Genomic DNA, 18,410 nt, shown 5'->3' on the forward strand with positions numbered 1-18,410 from the left:
GCAGAGCGAAGGCGCTTCGCGCTCTCGCCATAATGTGACGCGAAGCACACTCGTGACTATACGGAATATGTGTCGCCGGCGCAGCGGACAAAGAAATGGCCGGGCTCGCCACCATGTCGCTGGTCGAACGCTAACGGTGGAGGTTCACCGAAGGCAAAAATTTGCCAGTGGCTCGCCATTCTTCAGTCCACTCGACGATCAGTGGCGGTGAGGCAGCCTGCCAAAAAACGATAAAAAGCAAGTTTGCGCCCGCCAACTCGTCACGAATCGGCGGGTAAATAGGCAGCTGAGACGTCAGTCACGGCCGTATTCGCGCAACGGCACACCCCTGCAACAGGCGCTGCAACGCCACTTTGCCACGAGCTCTTAATCCGAAATGAACACGATCGGATTATCTATATTTTGTTCATCTCATATACAAAATCATGAACAGTTATTTATGTTTGTCAAAAAGCGGCATTTTCTATTGGATTATTTCTTATAGACGATGATTTTCAAGATCATTATGTTTTCTCCATTCGTCACGCTAAATAAACGCATTTAGACGGCGAATATGTCGAACCTCAGCATGACCTTTGCTGATAGCACTCATTGACGAGGAGGTTCCCCGCCACGCGCTGTTGAAGCCTGTCCGGCATATCGGATTCGCTGCCCCTGTAGCCCTGTTGGTCGGCAGTCGAAAGTGACGGCGGCCCAATACAGCACTCCTCGGACTTCGCCGCAGCGTTACGCGGCACAACACGACACCAGTGGAATTTTACGCTCGCCCGAAAGGGGATCGTCCCGAACAAACATTGGAGCACGTCATATGCCGAGTCATCTCCGCACCAAATCCCTCTTTGCCGCCATCGGCCTTGCTGCTGCCTCATGCGCAGCGAGTTCGTTCGCCTACGCCGACGCGTCAGACGCATCGATCGCCAGCTCCACGCTGGTAACGGTCAAGCAGGCTACCGCGTTGCGACAAGGCGATACCGTCATTGGGCCGTTGGCCTATTCCCAGCCGATGCATGTCGTTGTGTCATTGAAGTTGCAAAATCAGGCGCAGCTCCAAAGCTATCTGAAAACACCCGGACACAAGCCGCTCACTCCTGCGCAGTTCACGGCGCTATATTCGCCTACCGCCGCACAAGCCCAAGCGGTCGCCGACTATATGACCAAGGCAGGCTTCACCAACGTCAGCATCGCGCCGAACCGTATGCTGGTCGAAGGTTATGGTCATGCGGATACCGCCCAGGCTGCCTTCAACACCACGTTTGTCCAGGTGCACACCAAAGACGGCCGCCATGCGTTTGCCAACGACAACGACGTGCGCATTCCTTCATCACTGCAGAATTCGGTGCTGGAGGTAGTCGGCCTGCAGAACGTGCATGTCGCACATACCTTTGCCAAGCGCCTCAATCCGAACGCCGTGCATACCGATGCCAGCGGTACGGCGGTAGCTCACAAGCCGACCGACTTTGCCTCGATCTACGGCGCCAGCAGTCTCTCGCCGGCAACATCGATTCCTGTCGGCGTGATTACCGAAGGCAGCATGACCAACGTCGAAAACGACCTGCAGACGTTCACCTCGAACAACGGTCTACCCACCGTCAGCGTACAGGTGGTCGGCAACGGCAGCAGCGACACCAGCGGCGACGGCGAGTGGGATCTGGATACGCAGGATATTGTCGGTATTTCCGGCGGTGTCCAGAAGCTCGTGCTGTACGACGCCGCTTCGCTCAGCGACGCCGACCTGAGCACCGACTATAACGCCGTGGTTTCGGCGAACGCCGTGCCGGTCATCAACGTCTCGCTCGGCGAGTGCGAGACCGACGCCGATACCGCCACCGACGACCAGATCTTCGAACAGGCCCAGGCGCAGGGACAAACCTTCTCGGTGTCCTCCGGCGACTCCGGCGCGGATGAATGCGGCGACGGCGGCATCACGCCCAGCTATCCGGCCAGTTCGCCGTACGTGGTCGCGGTCGGAGGCACCGAGCTCTACACCACGGGCGGCACCACGTTCAGCAAGGAAACCGTGTGGAACAATCTGAGCCAGAGCGAAGGCGCTACCGGCGGCAGTCCCAGCACGATCGAGCCGATCCCGAGCTGGCAGCAGGGCGTAGGCGCCAACGGCAGCTCCAGCTATCGCGGTGTGCCGGATGTTGCGTTCGACGCCAGCCCGGTAACCGGTTCCCTTGTCGTCGTCGACGGTCAAACCAACCAGCAGATCGGTGGCACCAGCCTGGCCTCGCCGCTGTTCGTCGGCTCTTGGGCGCGCATTCTGCAAGCCAACGGCAGCCTCGGCTTTGCCGCTCCGCTGCTGTACGCCGATGCGGCCGCCAACTCCGGCGATTTCCACGACGTGACGTCCGGCAACAACGACGGTGAAACGGCCGCTGCCGGCTGGGACTACACCACCGGCTTCGGCAGCCTCAACGTGGCCAGCGTTTCCGCAAATATCGGCAGCGCCAGCAGCAATGCTGCGGCAAGCCTGAGCAAGCACACCTCTTCCAATAACACTGGTGGCACGACGCCCAAGCAGTAGTTTCATCCCGCGTACGGATGCGCCAGCGAAGGGACGCGCATGATGGGGAAAAAACCCGGCCAGTTTGGCCGGGTTTTTTATACGCGCGAGGTCACGCATTTGCTAACGTACCTGCGTCCACTCTTACTCAGAGCGCCAAAGGACTGGAGCCAGCGATGCCCATCACCACCAGCAAGATTTTCCAGGCATTGCGCGAGGCGATCGTGACTATGCTCGCCGCGCTGGCCACCATGTTTTGCGCCCTGACCATAGATCCCGAGCCGGGCCCGGCCATATTGGCCATCGTGCTGTGCGTGTCGCTGTCGCGCAGCCAGCTGGATCGCGATCGACGTGGCCGAATCGAAGCCGCACTGACCCTGCCCGCCGTCAGCCTGGCGGCGCTGGCCGTGGGCATGCTGCTGCTTCATGCGCCTTGGCTCGGCGCAGCCTTTTTCGTGATCGCTATTTCCTTGTCCATCTGGCTGCGTCGGTTTGGCCCGCTGGTGCGCCGGGCCGGCTCGCTGATCGCGCTGCCTTTCGTGGTGATTCTCACCACGCCTTACGTACCGCCGACGCGCGTCGGCCCAACGACAGCCTTGCTCCTGCCGATCATCGTCGCACTGCTTGCGCTGTTTTGGGTCACCCTGTTCCACCTGGGCGCCCGACGCTTGCGCTGGTTGCCGCCGACACGCGTCCTGAACGACGTCACCGCATCGCCTGCGCGCGCCAGTTCGATGCGACCGGTGGCAAGCACGCGAATGGCCGTCCAGATGGCGGTCGCTCTGACCGTCGCCTTTGTCGTGGGCTACGTTTTCTTTGCAGACCGATGGGCTTGGATTGTGCTGACCGCCTTTATCGTCGGCAGCGGCAACCAGGGACGGCTGGATGTCGCTTACAAAAGCGTGCTGCGCGTGGTGGGCGCCGGCGTGGGTACGCTCTTCGCGCTGGCGTTCGCCGGTCACGCGGTCAGCGATACCGCAACCGTCGAACTGATGCTTGCCGCCGTGTTCATGGGCATCTGGCTGCGTCCGCTGGGCTACGCGTGGTGGGCGCTGTTCGTCACCCTGGCGCTGGCGCTGCTGCAGGGATTCGAAGGGCCATCGGCCGGGCAGATCCTTTCGCTGCGGCTGGAAGAAATCGTGATCGGCGCGATCGTCGGCGTCGCCGCGGCGTGGTTTGTATTGCCCGTGCGCTCCACGGGCGTACTGCGCGTGCGCATCGCCGACGCGCTCGCCGCTCTGGCCGATGCGCTGGACCCCGCGAACGCGCAGCGAGGCCCCGACGGTTTTGTGATGGCGATAGGCCGGGTGGAAAGCGTCGCGCCTGCGTTCCGCGCCAGCCGCCTGCTGACGCGACGATGGCGCACCGTGCAGCCGGCCGACTGGGTGGATGCCTTGATCGCATGCCGCGATCCCGCCATCTCGCTGATCGAGAACAGCGAAACACCGGGTTCGCTGCGCAAGGCGGTCGGCACAGCACGCAAGGCGATGCGCGAACCGCAGGATATTCAGCAGGCTCTGCAGGATTTGCGACGCGCGATGGTGTGACGAATAGTTCTGACGCCGCTAGCGACCCAACCTAAAGCGTAAGTGCACAAGCATCGCTCACCAGGGCACGTCGGTGCCGTCCCACGCGATAAAGCGGCCGTTATCGATCGCCGTGCGGCTGGCAATGATCTGCAGCAACTGGGTCGCGGCCCGGTCCGTGGTGAAAAGTTTCTCCGCCGCCACTCGCGCCTGAAACGGCGCGGACAGCGGCGTGTCGACGGTTCCGGGATGCAAGAGCAGGCAGCACGCGTTTCGATTGCGCCGGGCCAGTTCGATGGCAAAGGTTTTCATCAGCTGATTCTGCGCCGCCTTGGACGCGCGATAGGCATACCAGCCACCGCTGCGGTTGTCGCCGATCGAGCCGACCCTTGCCGACAGCGAGGCAAACACGGCCACCTGATCGTGGCACAGCAGCGGCATCAGCGCCTTGGCCAGCAGAATCGGCGCGAAGGCGTTGAGTGCGAACACGCGTTCCAGATTGGCCCTGGTGATTTGTTCGAGCGCTTTTTCCGGCCGCAGATTCGCCGCGTGCAGCACGCCGGCGGCATTGATCACCCGATCAAGCACATCGGTGTGCGAAGACACTGTGTCACGCAACCTTTCCAGATCGCCTTCATCGGTAATATCGGCGTCCAGCAGCACGAGCCTTTCCCCGTGCGTGTCGCGCAGCTGCCTCAACACCTCCGATGTCGAAGCGAATCGGGAGACGGCAAAAGCGAGGGCGATATGCCGGTTGCCCAGCAGCTGCCGGAGCATCGCCAGTCCAATGCCGCTGCTGGCACCGGTCAGAAGCACGCTGATCGGCTTTTCACCGCCTGTTGCAGGCGATATCTCGTCGCGAATACTCATGCGGCAGCGTCGCACGCGCCGGTAAGGCGCAAGGTGGTTTTTTTGGCTGTGTAAGGCATGCGATTCTCCCGGTGGCACCGCGCGGTCGGCGACCGCTGGTGTGGCCATTCCGATTCTAGCGAGCGTAGCGCACGAACCGCGGTTCCGGCGCCGCATGGATCGGGCCTGCGACACCCGTAGCCCACCGCCGATACATAGGAAAAGATCACGCGACTTCCGCTAAATTCACGATCCAGCGTTTTCGCCTCGAGTAAACCCCCATGTCGAATCATCCCGCTATCGTTCCCGGCCGCGTTGCGGTCATCACCGGCGCCGCCAGCGGCATCGGCCTTGCCACGGCCCGTCGACTCGGCCAGATCGGCATGCGCATCGTGCTGGTCGATATCGATGCGGACTCCCTGGAACGCGCCGTCGCCGATCTCACGTCCAACGGAATCAGCGCTCGGGCGATAAAGGCCGACGTCAGCCGCCGCGACGATATGGCGCGTGTAAAAGCCGAGGCCGACGCGCTCGGCGAAGTCGCTGTACTGATGAACAACGCCGCGCGCGAAGGCGGCGACGGCCTGTTCGCCGATGTCGCCAAATGGAAATCCACGCTCGACATCAACGTCGGCGGCGCGCTGCACGGCATCCAGCTGTTGGTGCCGGACATGATGGGCGCGAGCTGGCCGTGCATGGTGATCAACATCGGATCGAAACAAGGCATCACCCTGCCGCCGGGCGATACCGCTTATAACGTGAGCAAGGCAGCGCTGCGCGCGCTGACGGAGTCGCTCGCGCACGAACTGCTTTCCACTAACGGGCGCGTCAGCGCGCATTTGCTGATCCCCGGCTTCACCTACACCGGATTCACTCGCGCGCGCGGCATCACGGAAAAGCCTGCCGCGGCGTGGACGGCCGACCAGGTCGTCGATTTCATGCTGCCTGCGCTGGCACGCGGCGACTTCTACATTCTGTGCCCCGACAACGATGTGGACCGCGCTACCGACGAGAAACGGATGCGCTGGGCCACCAACGACATTATCGAGAACCGCCCGGCGCTGTCGCGCTGGCACCCGGATTACGCGCAGAAGTTTACCGACTATATGAAGAGTTGAAATCTCTTCCATAGAGAGGGGTCATCACGTCGCGCCATATCCACATAACAAAATATGTTTATGACAAATCGCCGCTAGACGCTAAAACGGAGGTTCACACCGCCAGCTGCCGATTCCATGACGCTTCCACGCTACCTCGCCGTTGTCGCCGCCATCGCTTTCTCTTCGGCCGTCCACGCCGATGACGACACTTATGTCAGTCAGCCTTATCTCGGCCTGCGCTATCGAGACAGCACGCTGCATTCCAACAGCTTCGAGAAGACTGGCCGCGCGCATACGCTGCGGCTGCAGATAGGCTATTTATGGGCGTTCACCCCGCATCTGGCGGCTTACGTCGAAGGCACCAAGGTACAGCCGCTGTTCGGTCGGCAGTACGACGACACGACGGGCCGGCGCACGCCTTACCCGGCAGAGGCGGACCCGCGATCCACCGAACTCAGCAGCGCGTGGGTGGGTTACGACAACGGCGACTTCGGTATTCGCGCCGGGCGGCAATACCTGCACATCGACAACCACCGTTTTTTCAGCCCGAACTACTGGCGTCAGAATCCGCAGTCGTTCGATGGCATGACGACCTACGTCAAGCTCGCCGAAAAAACGACGTTGAGTTATGACTGGATCAATCAGGTAAACCGCACGGTCGGGGCGGACTTCCCCGACTACGCGCAGCGGCGTTGGGAGCTCGATGGTCATCTGATCCATCTCGATCAGGTGCTGCCAATGGGGACGCTCAGCGGCTACGGCTACTTCGTCAAAAACATTACCTCGGCGAAAAACTCGGTGCGTACCGTCGGCGCACGTTGGACCGGCACCGCACCGCTGGGCGACAGCAGCAAGGTCGGCTGGACGATCGAGGGCGCGCACCAGAACGACTACGCGAATAACCCGGCGCATTTCAGCCTGCCCTATCACCTGTTCGAACTGAGCTACGGATTGCCCGCCATCGCCGGCCGCCTCGGCGAAGAGTCGCTGGGCGGCGATGGCAAGAATGCATTCAACATCGCCTACGGCTCGGGCCACAGTTTCGATGGCTGGGTCGGCGTGTTCGCCATCCCCACACACGGGCTGCGCGATCGCTACGCCGGGGTGTATGGCACGCTGCCGTGGAACTCACTGACCTGGCTCGTCACCCAGCACTGGTTCGATCCGCAAAACGGCAATGGTGCGCGCTACGGTACCGAAACCGATGCCGGTATCAAGGCGCAGATAAGCAAGCGCTTCAGCCTCGAGCTGCAATACGGCGACTATCGCGCCGACAGCTTCACCGTGAGCCAGCGCAAGCTCTGGCTGCTTGCGGAATATCGTTACGGCAAGCAGGCGCTTTAACCCATCGGCTGAGCACACACAGCGGCATACAGCCGCGGCCGGCTCGCACGTCGATGCAGACGCATTTCAATGAATACGTATGCATACGCTGGTTGCTGCACTGCGATGCTTCCTACTATCCATGCACGGAGCGCGGCATTGTGGCGGCGTGTCCGCGACGTGCAGTGAGTACCGGTCTTCGACCTCGCGGCGGCGCTACAACGGGTTACGCCAGGGCGTCCATCACCACGCAGCACTCTCCACCACGTCGACATCGCATCACCGGATCGTCAACGACACCATGGGGAGATCGACGCGAATGAAACGTCACGGGATTCTTGCAGCACTGCTGCTCTGTATCGGACTTACCGGCGCGCCGACGATGCCTGCGCGCGCCGCGATCAACAGCATGACGCTAGGCGCCAGTTACAACGCGCAGAAAACCAGCATCACCTTCCGCGTGTATTCCTCGCAGGCCACGCGCATGGCGGTGTATCTGTATGCCAGCGGCTACGGTGCGCAGGATCTTGCCAGCTACGTGTTGAGCTCGGTCGGCAACGGCGTCTGGGCGGTGACGGTGCCGGTGTCGTCGATCCAGTCAGCGGGCATCACCGGGACCGTGTACTACGGCTATCGCGCCTGGGGTCCCAACTGGCCGTACAGCGCCGGCTGGGGCAAAGGCTCCGCCGCGGGCTTTATCTCGGACGTCGACGCCAGCGGCAACCGCTTCAATCCGAACAAGCTGCTGCTCGATCCCTATGCGCAGGAGATGAGTCAGGACCCGCTCAATGCGTCGAACCAGAACGCCTATGTGTTCGCCTCCGGCGCCAGCTATCGCACTATCGACAGCGGCACTTACGCACCCAAAGGCATCGTGCTGATCCCCAGCACGCAAAGCACGGGCACCAAGCCGACGCGTGCGCAAAAGGACGACGTGATCTATGAAGTGAACGTGCGCGGCCTGACCGAGCAGGACGCCAGCATCACCGCCGCCTATCGCGGCACCTATCGCGGCGCCGGACTCAAGGCGCCCGCGCTCGCCAGCCTCGGCGTCACCGCGGTGGAATTTCTGCCGGTGCAGGAAACCCAGAACGACGCCAACGACGTCGTGCCCAATTCGGACGCCAACCAGAATTACTGGGGCTACATGACCGAAGACTACTTTGCGCCGGACCGCCGCTATGCCTACAACAAGGCAGCCGGCGGCCCGACCGCCGAGTTCCAGGCGATGGTGCAGGCCTTTCACAACGCCGGCATCAAGGTCTATATCGACGTGGTCTACAACCACACCAGCGAAGGGGGCACATGGAGCGGTTCGGATCCCACCACCGCGACCATCACGTCATGGCGCGGCCTGGACAACAGCACGTATTACGAACTCGCCTCGGGCAACCAGTATTACTACGACAACACCGGCATCGGCGCCAACTTCAACACCTACAACACGGTGGCGCAGAACCTGATCGTGGACTCGATGGCCTACTGGTCCAACACGATGGGCGTCGACGGTTTCCGTTTCGATCTCGCCGCGGTGCTGGGCAACAGCTGCCTCAACGGGGCGGCAACGTCGGCCGCGCCCAACTGCCCGAACGGCGGCTACAACTTCGACGCGGCCGATAGCAATGTGGCGATCAACCGCATCCTGCGCGAGTTCACCGTGCGACCGACCGCCGGCGGCAGCGGCCTTGATCTGTATGCCGAGCCCTGGGCGATCGGCGGCAATTCGTATCAGCTGGGCGGCTTTCCGCAAGGCTGGTCGGAATGGAACGGCAGCTTTCGCGACAGCATGCGTCAGGCGCAGAACGAGCTGGGCAACATCGCCGTATCGATCGGCCAGGAAGCGAACAATTTCTCCGGCTCGTCCAATCTCTTTCAGGCCAGCGGACGCGCGCCGTGGAACTCGACCAACTTTATCGACGTGCATGACGGGCTGACGCTCAACGACGTGTATTCGTGCAACGGCGCCAGCAACGCGCAAGCCTGGCCGTACGGCCCATCGGACGGCGGCACCAGCACAAATTACAGCTGGGATCAGGGCATGTCCGCCGGCACCGGCACCGCATTTGATCAGCGCCGCGCAGCACGCACCGGCATGGCCTTCGACATGCTCTCGGCCGGCACGCCGCTGATGCAGGGCGGTGATGAGTATCTGCGCACGCTTCAATGCAACAACAACGCCTACAACCTCGATTCGACTGCCAACTGGCTCACCAACACGTGGAGCGCCGACCAGTCGAATTTCTACACCTTCGCGCAGCGGCTCATCGCCTTCCGCAAAGCCCATCCGGCCCTGCGTCCAGCCACCTGGTATACCGGCAGCCAGCTCACCTGGTACCAGCCCAGCGGCAGCGTCGCCGACAGCAATTACTGGAGCAACAGCAGTAACCACTCCATCGCCTACGCGATCAACGGCTCGTCGTTGGGCGACGCCAATTCCCTCTACGTCGCCTACAACGGCTGGTCGGGCAGCGTGGCTTTCACCCTGCCCGCGCCACCCACCGGCACCCACTGGTACCGCGTCACCGACACCTGCAACTGGAACGACGGCGCCAATACCTTCGTCACGCCCGGCAACGAGAGCCTGATCGGCGGCGCCGGCACCACCTACAGCCAGTGCGGCCAGTCGATACTGTTGCTGATATCGAAGTAATCCTGCCGCCGCGCATCGGCGGCTGACGGGAAATGGACGCCGACTGCGTCCTTTTCCTGCATCAGGCAACGTTTCGGCACTTCGTCGGGCGCGGACGACTACAATAGGTCGCCCTTACGGAGACACACCTTTGGCCAAGCCCAACTACTCGTTCGAAAAACGCCAGCGCGAAATCGCCAAGAAAAAGCAGCAGGAACAGAAAGACGCGCGCAAGCGCGAGGAGCGCGAAGCGGCCAGGGCCGGCTCCGACAACGCAGCCAAAACGCCGGCGAGCGATCAGTAAACGCTGCCGGTAAACCGGTGAATCGCGACCAGCAGCGGCTGAATCACCAGCTCGACCGGCTCGGTCAAAAGCTGCCGAGCTGGGCTGCCCGTTCGTTGCAATGGCTGCGCAAGTCATCCTCGCGATGGGTGCGCCTGCCCGCGGGTTTTCTGCTGGTACTGGGCGGCATCTTCAGCATTCTGCCGGTGCTCGGTCTGTGGATGCTCCCGCTGGGTCTGCTGCTGCTCGTGCAGGACGTGCCTTTTCTGCGCCGGCCGACCCGACAGGCCCTGACCTGTATCGAACGCCGCTGGCGCCGCCACAAACGACGCCGGCGCCAAGCCGACGCATGACAACTAACCCGCCTTTTTCCTGACGGCCGCCTGCTGGCGTTTGACCGCGCGCGCGCCCTCGGCGGACTGGATGCGGTACGCATTCATGATCGTGCTGAGCAATCCCGGGAACCGTTTCTCCACTTCATCGCAGCGAGCGGTATTGTGCATTTCCACGCCGCGTCGCTCGCTGCGCACCAGCCCCGCTTCGCGCAACGCGCGGAAGTGCTGGGACAGCGTGGACTTGGGAATGCTGCGATCGCTCATCTGCAAAAAGTTCGAACAGATATTGGCGCAGCCGGAACTGGCCAGTTCCGCATAGATCGCCACGCGCACGGGATCGGCGAGCGCATGCAGGATGCCCTCGACGGTGACGTCTTCGATCGACGGATGAATCAGCGGTCTCATGCGACCCATAGTAGCAGTCCTTGACATTTAGTTCTATAGTTCATATGTTACGAACTACGGGATTTAAGGATCTCGGAACAATATCCTCCACTCGAAACCAAAGGACACGTCATGAGCAAGCTCTCCGGTAAAGTCGCCATCGTCACGGGCGCATCCAAAGGCATCGGCGCCGCCATTGCCAAATCCCTCGCCGCAGCGGGCGCTTCGGTTGTCGTGAACTATGCCTCCAGCAAGGAAGGCGCGGACAAGGTAGTTGCGGAAATTACCCAGGCCGGCGGCAAGGCCGTTGCGGTGAAGGGAGACGTCTCCAAGGCGGCTGAAGCCAAGGGCATCGTCGACGCAGCCATTACCCACTACGGCAAGCTCGATGTGCTGGTGAACAACTCGGGCGTGTATGCGTTCTCGCCGATCGAGGAGATCACCGAGGAGGAGTTCCATCGCCAGTTCAATATCAACGTACTCGGCCTGCTGCTGACCACGCAGGCGGCGAGCAAGCATCTGGGCGAAGGGGCCAGCATCATCAATATCGGCTCGGTCGTCAGCCGCATCACCCCGCCCGGCAGCGCGATCTATACCGGCACCAAGGGCGCGGTGGATGCCATCACCGGCGTACTGTCGCGCGAGCTGGGACCACGCAAGATCCGCGTCAATGCGCTGAACCCGGGCATGGTCGAAACCGAGGGCACCCACTCGGCCGGCTTCATCGGCTCGGATTTCGAAACCGGCACGGTGGCACAGACCCCGCTAGGCCGCCTCGGCCAGCCGGACGACATCGCCTCGATTGCCGTGTTCCTGGCCTCGGACGATTCGGCGTGGCTCACTGGCGAACAGCTGTTTGCGGGTGGCGGTGTGCGCTAATTCAGCCAAACGTCGGTTAAAAAGGGGCTGCCCGCAAGGGCTGCCCCTTTTTCGTTTCATGGCGTTGATCGGATGCACCGTCGAGTAGATCGCCCCGCGTGGGGGCAATCGATGGCATCGCGATCCGCGGTGCCAAGGCTCAGCAAGAGATATGAGCGCTGGCGATCGATCCCGGCGGTCCTGTCCCGGCACGGCGTGCACGCGCGGCCATGGTTACGCTTCGAATGCGCGCGCTTCGGCAATCAGGTTTTTCAGCGCTCGCTGCATCGGCTGCGGGTCGTCTTCTATTACCACCCACAATGTGGCGCCCTCGAGGCGAACCAGCGCATCGGTGGCGACGGTCGCCGCGCGCTTCGCATTCAACGCGTGCCTGAGGATGGCGATCAGGCCATTCCGCAAAGTGGCGAAATAGTGCTGCACGGCGCTCAGCGCTTGCGGGGCATCGGCCGGCACACCATAGGCGAGATGCAGGCCCACGCAACGCGTGCGGTCGGTCAGTTCGGCCGCGATGCGTTTCAGCACGGCCTCGTAATTCGCCAACCAATTATCGGCATCGCCTTCGATATCGGCAAAAGTCTCTTCCAACGTCAGAGCGAGCACCGGTTCGACCAGCGCCTCCTTGCTGGGAAAACGCGTATACAGGCTGGCTTTTTTCAGACCCACGCGATCGGCGAGATCCTGCATGGACGCTCCCGCATAGCCGTGCTCGCGAAAAAGCTCACGCGCTTCGACGACGATTTGCTCAAGGCTTGTTTTCATGGCCTCATACTCTTAAACTAACGACCGATCGGTAGTTTTTTAGATATCTGCCAATTAGTTTACATGCCACAGCCTGGCAGTTCCGAACCGAAAAAACTTACATGAAAACCTCGAAGCCGGACGATGACACACCCATGAGCCGCGAGCGACGACGTTTTTTGACCGCTGTAACGCTCGGTTCGGTGGCGCTGGCGACCACGCGCAGCGGTAACACCCTGCCCCGGTTGAACCGCGGCTCGACTCGACCGCCCCCCCCCAACTCCCTCCAGGAAAAGAACTTCATGATCATCACTTACAAAACCAGGAAAGTGGGCGACGTCGACGTCTTTTATCGCGAAGTCGGTCGTCCGGGCGCGCCCGTCGTGCTGCTGCTTCACGGCTACCCTACCGCCGGCCACATGTTCCGCGATCTGATTCCGCAACTCGCCGAAAATTATCACGTGATCGCGCCGGATCTGCCGGGTTTCGGCAATACCGAAGCGCCGCCGCGCGGGCAATTCGATTACAGCTTCGATCGCCTCGCGCAGGTCGTCACGGATTTCACCGAGGCTCTGGCGCTGAACAGATACGCACTCTACGTGTTCGACTACGGCGCACCGACGGGCTTCCGCGTGGCCGCGGCGCATCCCGAACGCGTCAGCGCCATCATCAGCCAGAACGGCAATGCCTACGATGAAGGTCTCAGCGATGCATGGGCGCCGTATCAGGCGTACTGGCGGTCGCCATCGGAGCAGACCCGCGCAGCCTGCCGTGAGGCGCTGTCGCCCGAGGCGATCCGTATGCAATACCTGCATGGCGCCGACCCGAGCAAAGTCTCGCCGGACGGCTATACCCTCGACATCGCCTATATCGCTCGCCCGGGCATGGAGGACATTCAGCTCGATCTCGTCCTCGACTACCGCAGCAACGTCGCGCTCTATCCGACGTGGCAAGCCTATTTCCGCCAGCACCAGCCGCCGCTGCTCGCGGTGTGGGGCGACAAGGACCCTTACTTTCTGCCGGCAGGCGCCAAGGCGTACCAACGCGACATTCCGGATGCCGAGGTGCATCTGTTGAATACGGGCCACTTTGCACTGGAAACGCATGCCGACGACATCGCGGCGCTGATGAAAGATTTTCTCGCCCGCAAGATCGGCAACGCAATGTGACGCTCTGACTGATCGGATGGCCCGATGACACGGGCGATAACGAAACGGCATGCATCGGCACAGAGCCGATCCCACATCAGGACGACGCTTCGACGTCAAAATCTTTCCCTGATGGTCATAGGGTGGCGGCTGCGCGTTGCTGCAAGCGCATGCGCCGTTTAGTGAAGCGGTTGTCAATTGATCTCACTATCCCAGGGCCCGCAGAGTTAGGGCATCGAAATGATGCAATGGGATGAACGGTGCACAACGCAGACACAAGCGCTGACAACCGATCGATGCCGACGGCGTTTGCTTCGTGACTGTTGGCGAACCGAGATGCCGGACTGTCACATCGGTGAATTAGTTTTGGTCCCTCATACGCCGCGTGCGACGGTTTTAGCGTCGCACCATCACCACGGCTGACCCATTCTGAACACGCGTATGCTCACCGACACTCAGATGCCCAGCGGCACCGGAACATTCTCGGCGCGCGATGCCGCATGGCTGCTGATCATCGTATTCATCGGCCTGACGGCGCGACTGATGCATATCGACAGCCAGCCATTCTGGCTCGACGAGGCGCTGACTTATCAGCGCGTTCATCTGGGCATCGGCAGCCTGATCGCGGACAGCTTCAGCAACCGGCATATGCCGAGCTATTTTCTGATGCTGCAGGCGATTTCGCCCCTCGACACGAACAACGCCGGGTTGCGCATACCGTCGGCATTGTTCGGGACCGCGTCGATCGCCGTGGTGTTCACCATTGCGCGACGCGTTGCCGGTCGTGCGGCTGCCGTGGTCGCGGCCCTGTTGATGGCGCTGTCGCCGCTGCAGGTGCAATACGGGCAGGAAGCGCGCTCGTACACGCTCGTCACCCTGCTCATCACCGTCGCACTGTGGGGCTTGGTGCGCTTGGCGCAGAATTCGCGCGGTGCGGCTCTGGATTTTCGCCATGCCGAGTTCGACCGCTTCGGCTGGGGAGCTTATGTGCTCGGCACGATCGGCGCGCTGGACGTACTCGGCGATGCGGCGCCGTGGCTGCTGGCTGCGAACCTGTCGCTGTACCTGATCTGGCGCAGCCTGTGCACGCCGCACAACAGCGAAGCAAGCCGTTGCTTTCGGCGCAACTGGCTGTTCAGCGCAGGTCTCATCCTGATGTTCTGCGTACCGTTTTACGGCGCCATCCTCGCCTTCAGCGACGGCCAGATGCTGCAGAAGTTCGACTGGATTCCGCCGCTGAGCTGGCAAAATCTGCGGGTTGCGGCAAAAAGCACCTATCTGATGCGCATGGCCGCGGTGGTGCGCTTCAGCGTGCTGCCCACCGTCGTACCCCTGCTCGGTCTGCTGGTGGCGGCACTCGGCGGCATCGGGCTGTATCGCATGCGCCGCCGGCTGGAAGGACGCGTGCTGCTGCTGGGCTTTGCCGTGCTGCCGCTGTTGCTGCTGGCCGTGTCGCTGGTGAAGTCGATGGTGCTGCCGCGCTACATCCTGTGGAGTGCGGCACCGTTTTTCATCCTGGTCGGCATCGGCGCAACCGCCCTGCCGCGCCGTATGCTGCCAGTCGCGATCACCGCGCTGCTGTTGCTGTGCACGATCAATCTTCTACCGATCTATCACACCGAGACCAAGCCCCGCTGGGACCGGGCCGCGGCGACGCTGGCGGCGCACGTACGCCCCGGCGATACCGTTTTCACCGGCGACGCGAACGCGCCCACCATGCTCGCCGTATTGCAGCCTAAAGACCAAGTGCCGATCGACCAGTCGGCGCTGGTGACGTCCAGGCTCGATGTGGCCCTGGCACGCTGGAAACAGGGTAGCCGCGTCTGGGCCGTCAACGGGCGCTCGGCCATGGGGCCAGGCATAACGCTCGACGCCTTCAAGAGCCGCATCGCCGCCCTGGGCACGCCGGCGCTGGAAATTCCCGAGGGTAAGGAAATCACCATCCTGATGTTCGATGCACCCGGCACGGCCGGGTCGACCTCGCCACGCGACAATACGGACTGGCGACTCACCCCGCCGATCGCGACAGCGATCGAAACCCTTCCGGTGAGCCGTCGACGAATTGCTCCGTAAGCATGCGGATAAAGGCGGAGACCTTGCGGCTCACGTGACGATGCGGCGCATACAGCGCCCATACCTCAAGACGTCGACCCACGGCAGTGCCCCATTCGACCAGTCGACCGGCGTCGACATCGGCCTGCACCAGCGAGCGCGGCATCATCGCCACGCCGGCGCCGTCGAGCACCGCGTCGTGCACCATCGTCATGGATGACAGACGCAGAACGGCGCGCGTGTGCAGCTGCTGGGTTTGCCCGTCGTATGCGATCGTCCACGGCGAGCTCTCGGGCGCACCGAGCAACAACACGGCCGGCACCGGCGCATCGTCGCTGGCCGACTCGGGGCGCTTCATCGCTGGTGATCCCACCACGATCGGCTCGTCGCGCAGAAAACAGCGGCCGGCCAGTTCGGTGGTCGGCTTGGGATTGGCCCGCAACACCAGATCGTAACCATCCACCAGCGGATCGATGAAGCGATCGTCGGCGGTGATTTCCAGCTGCACGTCCGGATAGGCCGCCGCATAGCGCGCGGCAATGCGGCCCAGTCCACGCTGCGCGAACAGTACCGGTGCATTGATGCGCAGACGTCCGTGCGGCAAACCCACCTCACCGATCAGCGCCTCCTTGATGTCGTCGATGCGATCGAGCAGCGCGGACGTTTGCTCGTGCAGTGCGGCGCCGTCGTCGGTGAGGCGCAAGGTACGCGCGCCGCGTTCGATCAGGTGCACGCCGAGCGAATCCTCCAATTGCCGGACCCGCCGCGACAGCGTGGCCTTCGGTCGCCCCGTCGCCCGACTGGCGTGACTGAAACCACCGTGGTTGGCCACGGCGTTGAAATCGGCCAGCGCTTCGAGATCCATATACGTTCCATTTTTGAGACTTGATGTCCCAATTATGCGTCTTTCGTTTCTTTTACGAAACGCACAAAGTAGCTCCGTACCCGCTTCACACCGCAACCGACCAAACCCATTCCCACCGAGACAATAAGGAGTAACGACATGAGCATTCTCGTCACTGGCAGCACCGGCGCCATCGGCACCCAGGTCGTCAACGGCCTGGTGGCCAATAAAGCCACCGTCCATGCATTGACCCGCAACCCCGACAAGGCCAGCTTTCCCAACGGCGTACGCGCCGTCGCCGGTGAAATGACCGACGTCGAGTCCATGCGCGCCGCGCTGAAGGACGTCGACACGCTGTTTCTGCTCAACGCGGTCGTCGCCGACGAAGTCACTCAAGCGCTGATCGCGCTGAACCTGGCGCGCGAAGCCGGCATCCAGCGCATCGTCTACTTCTCGGTGCAGAACAGCGACGCGTTCACCGACGTGCCGCACTTCACCGGCAAATACACGGTGGAACGTGCGATCGAACAGCTCGACCTGCCGGCCACCGTGCTGCGCCCGTCCTACTTCATGCAGAACGACGCCATGATGAAAGGCGCGCTGGAGAACGGCGTCTACCCGATGCCGCTGGGCGAGCGCGGCGTGTCGATGGTCGACACCCGCGACATCGCCGAGATCGCCGTCGCCTCGCTGCTGCGCCGCGAGCAGGCAGCGACTCCGCTGCCGCGTGAGGTGATCGAGCTGGTCGGTCCCGATGCCATCACAGGCAAGGACGCCGCTGCGATCTGGTCCGAAACCCTGGGCAAGCCGGTGGCCTACGGCGGCAACGATCTGGTCGGTTTCGAAAAGAACATGGCCAGCCGTGCGCCGTCGTGGTCCCCCTACGACATTCGCCTGATGCTGGCGCGTTTCCAGAGCGACGGCATGCTGCCCAAGCCCGGCGCCATCGACATCATGACCGGCATCCTCGGCCACGCGCCGCGCTCGTACCGGGCGTTTGCAAAGGAGACGGCGGCCGCGTGGAAAGCGTGAGCCGGTCGCCGAACGGCGCATAAGGCGATGCCGCCAGCGATACGCGACGACGCTGAGTGAGCCTATCGGCTTCCCCACAGCACGGAAAGAACAGGCTCCAAGAGCCTGTTCTTTTGCGCACCGCCTATCCACTTCATGGCACGCCGCCGAGCATCGGACGGACGAAGCGCTTCCATGGCATGAAACCCTGCGAGGCTTCACCGACACTACGGTCCCGGACATTCGTTAAATGCTCGATCACACACATGCGCCTAGACTCGGCGAGCGACTGAGGCCATGACATGGCCTGCGTCGCGGCCATCGATTTCCGTCAGCTTCAAGAACCCTGTTCGAGGCGCTTTTTCATGCCCGCCCGATATAGGCGATCACTCGCCCCACCGTGAGGAGCATACGTTCATGACTCACATCGCTCGAACCGCGTTTCATCGTTACCTTGCCATGGGTGTCGTTGCCGTGGCGGTGACCGTTGTTGCGATACCCGCACAGGCACAGCGCTATGACCACGGCTATCACGGCCGCCCGCAGCCGCACTACGACCGCCGCAACGACAACCGCTATCGCGACCGTGGTCGCGGCGGCGGCAGCGGCAGCGGCGGTCTTATCGCCGGTGCCCTGCTCGGCGTGATAGCCGGCGCCGCCATTTCGAATGCGGCCCAGCGTCCACCGCCGGATGTGGTGTATTCGTCGCCACCGCCGCCACCGCCGCCGGGCGTTGTCTATTACGACAACAATTACCCGCCGCCGCAGAACGGTTACTGAGCAGCGCGACGCGCCCATCTCGG

16 protein-coding genes are annotated in these 18,410 nt (G+C 62.4%); 12 read left to right on the top strand and 4 right to left on the bottom strand.

Annotated features, from left to right (window positions below; genetic code table 11):
• Positions 1-808: 808 nt before the first annotated feature.
• Entirely contained in the window at positions 809-2,527 is a 1,719-nt protein-coding gene (locus tag HDE76_RS06815) for a S53 family peptidase (RefSeq protein WP_184506231.1), read from the top strand.
• A 155-nt stretch (positions 2,528-2,682) separates the two neighbouring features.
• The gene (locus HDE76_RS06820) at positions 2,683-4,053 is read left to right on the top strand and encodes an FUSC family protein (RefSeq protein ID WP_184506233.1); all 1,371 of its coding nucleotides are present in this window, start codon (positions 2,683-2,685) and stop codon (positions 4,051-4,053) included.
• A 57-nt stretch (positions 4,054-4,110) separates the two neighbouring features.
• Here HDE76_RS06820 and HDE76_RS06825 read toward each other — a convergent pair whose 3' ends face one another.
• A complete protein-coding gene (locus tag HDE76_RS06825) occupies positions 4,111-4,902 on the bottom strand; it encodes an SDR family NAD(P)-dependent oxidoreductase (RefSeq protein ID WP_184506235.1) in 792 nt (263 codons plus the stop codon).
• A 260-nt stretch (positions 4,903-5,162) separates the two neighbouring features.
• On the opposite strand from HDE76_RS06825, the gene HDE76_RS06830 reads away from it, so the two are divergent.
• From HDE76_RS06830 to HDE76_RS06850, 5 genes are all read left to right on the top strand, one after another.
• On the top strand, positions 5,163-5,999 hold the full coding sequence (locus tag HDE76_RS06830) for an SDR family NAD(P)-dependent oxidoreductase (protein WP_184506237.1): 837 nt from the start codon (positions 5,163-5,165) through the stop codon (positions 5,997-5,999).
• 117 nt (positions 6,000-6,116) lie between these two features.
• Entirely contained in the window at positions 6,117-7,325 is a 1,209-nt protein-coding gene (locus tag HDE76_RS06835; protein ID WP_179479825.1) for an alginate export family protein, read from the top strand.
• Between the two features lie 298 nt (positions 7,326-7,623).
• Entirely contained in the window at positions 7,624-9,954 is a 2,331-nt protein-coding gene (locus HDE76_RS06840; RefSeq protein ID WP_184506239.1) for an isoamylase, read from the top strand.
• Positions 9,955-10,084: 130 nt separating this feature from the next.
• Positions 10,085-10,237, top strand: a complete 153-nt coding sequence (locus HDE76_RS06845; protein ID WP_184506241.1) for a hypothetical protein — start codon at positions 10,085-10,087, stop codon at positions 10,235-10,237.
• Positions 10,238-10,254: 17 nt separating this feature from the next.
• Positions 10,255-10,569: a hypothetical protein gene (locus tag HDE76_RS06850; protein ID WP_184506243.1), complete on the top strand. Its 315-nt coding sequence runs from the start codon at positions 10,255-10,257 to the stop codon at positions 10,567-10,569.
• 3 nt (positions 10,570-10,572) lie between these two features.
• Here HDE76_RS06850 and HDE76_RS06855 read toward each other — a convergent pair whose 3' ends face one another.
• Positions 10,573-10,965 carry a helix-turn-helix domain-containing protein gene (locus tag HDE76_RS06855; RefSeq protein ID WP_255481465.1) on the bottom strand — a complete coding sequence of 131 codons (393 nt, stop codon included), beginning with the start codon at positions 10,963-10,965 and terminating at the stop codon, positions 10,573-10,575.
• Positions 10,966-11,067: 102 nt separating this feature from the next.
• On the opposite strand from HDE76_RS06855, the gene HDE76_RS06860 reads away from it, so the two are divergent.
• A complete protein-coding gene (locus HDE76_RS06860) occupies positions 11,068-11,814 on the top strand; it encodes a glucose 1-dehydrogenase (RefSeq protein WP_184506245.1) in 747 nt (248 codons plus the stop codon).
• Between the two features lie 213 nt (positions 11,815-12,027).
• Here the strand turns inward: HDE76_RS06860 and HDE76_RS06865 are convergent, their stop codons facing one another.
• Complete coding sequence (locus HDE76_RS06865) at positions 12,028-12,573, bottom strand: TetR/AcrR family transcriptional regulator (RefSeq protein WP_184506246.1); 546 nt, start codon at positions 12,571-12,573, stop codon at positions 12,028-12,030.
• A gap of 281 nt (positions 12,574-12,854) precedes the next feature.
• Here HDE76_RS06865 and HDE76_RS06870 point away from each other — a divergent pair, with 281 nt between their 5' ends.
• Together HDE76_RS06870 and HDE76_RS06875 are read left to right on the top strand one after the other, a co-directional pair.
• Positions 12,855-13,721: an alpha/beta hydrolase gene (locus HDE76_RS06870; RefSeq protein WP_184506685.1), complete on the top strand. Its 867-nt coding sequence runs from the start codon at positions 12,855-12,857 to the stop codon at positions 13,719-13,721.
• Positions 13,722-14,141: 420 nt separating this feature from the next.
• The gene (locus tag HDE76_RS06875) at positions 14,142-15,773 is read left to right on the top strand and encodes a glycosyltransferase family 39 protein (RefSeq protein WP_184506248.1); all 1,632 of its coding nucleotides are present in this window, start codon (positions 14,142-14,144) and stop codon (positions 15,771-15,773) included.
• On the opposite strand, the gene HDE76_RS06880 is transcribed toward HDE76_RS06875, so the two are convergent.
• Positions 15,709-16,617: a LysR family transcriptional regulator gene (locus HDE76_RS06880; RefSeq protein WP_184506250.1), complete on the bottom strand. Its 909-nt coding sequence runs from the start codon at positions 16,615-16,617 to the stop codon at positions 15,709-15,711. The two genes, HDE76_RS06875 and HDE76_RS06880, sit on opposite strands and share 65 nt — an antisense overlap.
• A 138-nt stretch (positions 16,618-16,755) precedes the next feature.
• Here HDE76_RS06880 and HDE76_RS06885 point away from each other — a divergent pair, with 138 nt between their 5' ends.
• Positions 16,756-17,628: an NmrA/HSCARG family protein gene (locus HDE76_RS06885; protein WP_184506252.1), complete on the top strand. Its 873-nt coding sequence runs from the start codon at positions 16,756-16,758 to the stop codon at positions 17,626-17,628.
• Positions 17,629-18,024: 396 nt separating this feature from the next.
• Positions 18,025-18,387 (top strand): hypothetical protein, encoded by a 363-nt coding sequence (locus tag HDE76_RS06890; RefSeq protein ID WP_221262321.1) that lies wholly within the window; start codon positions 18,025-18,027, stop codon positions 18,385-18,387.
• The last annotated feature ends 23 nt before the right edge of the window (positions 18,388-18,410 follow it).

Source organism: Rhodanobacter sp. ANJX3 (genome assembly GCF_014200755.1).
Lineage (GTDB): Bacteria > Pseudomonadota > Gammaproteobacteria > Xanthomonadales > Rhodanobacteraceae > Rhodanobacter.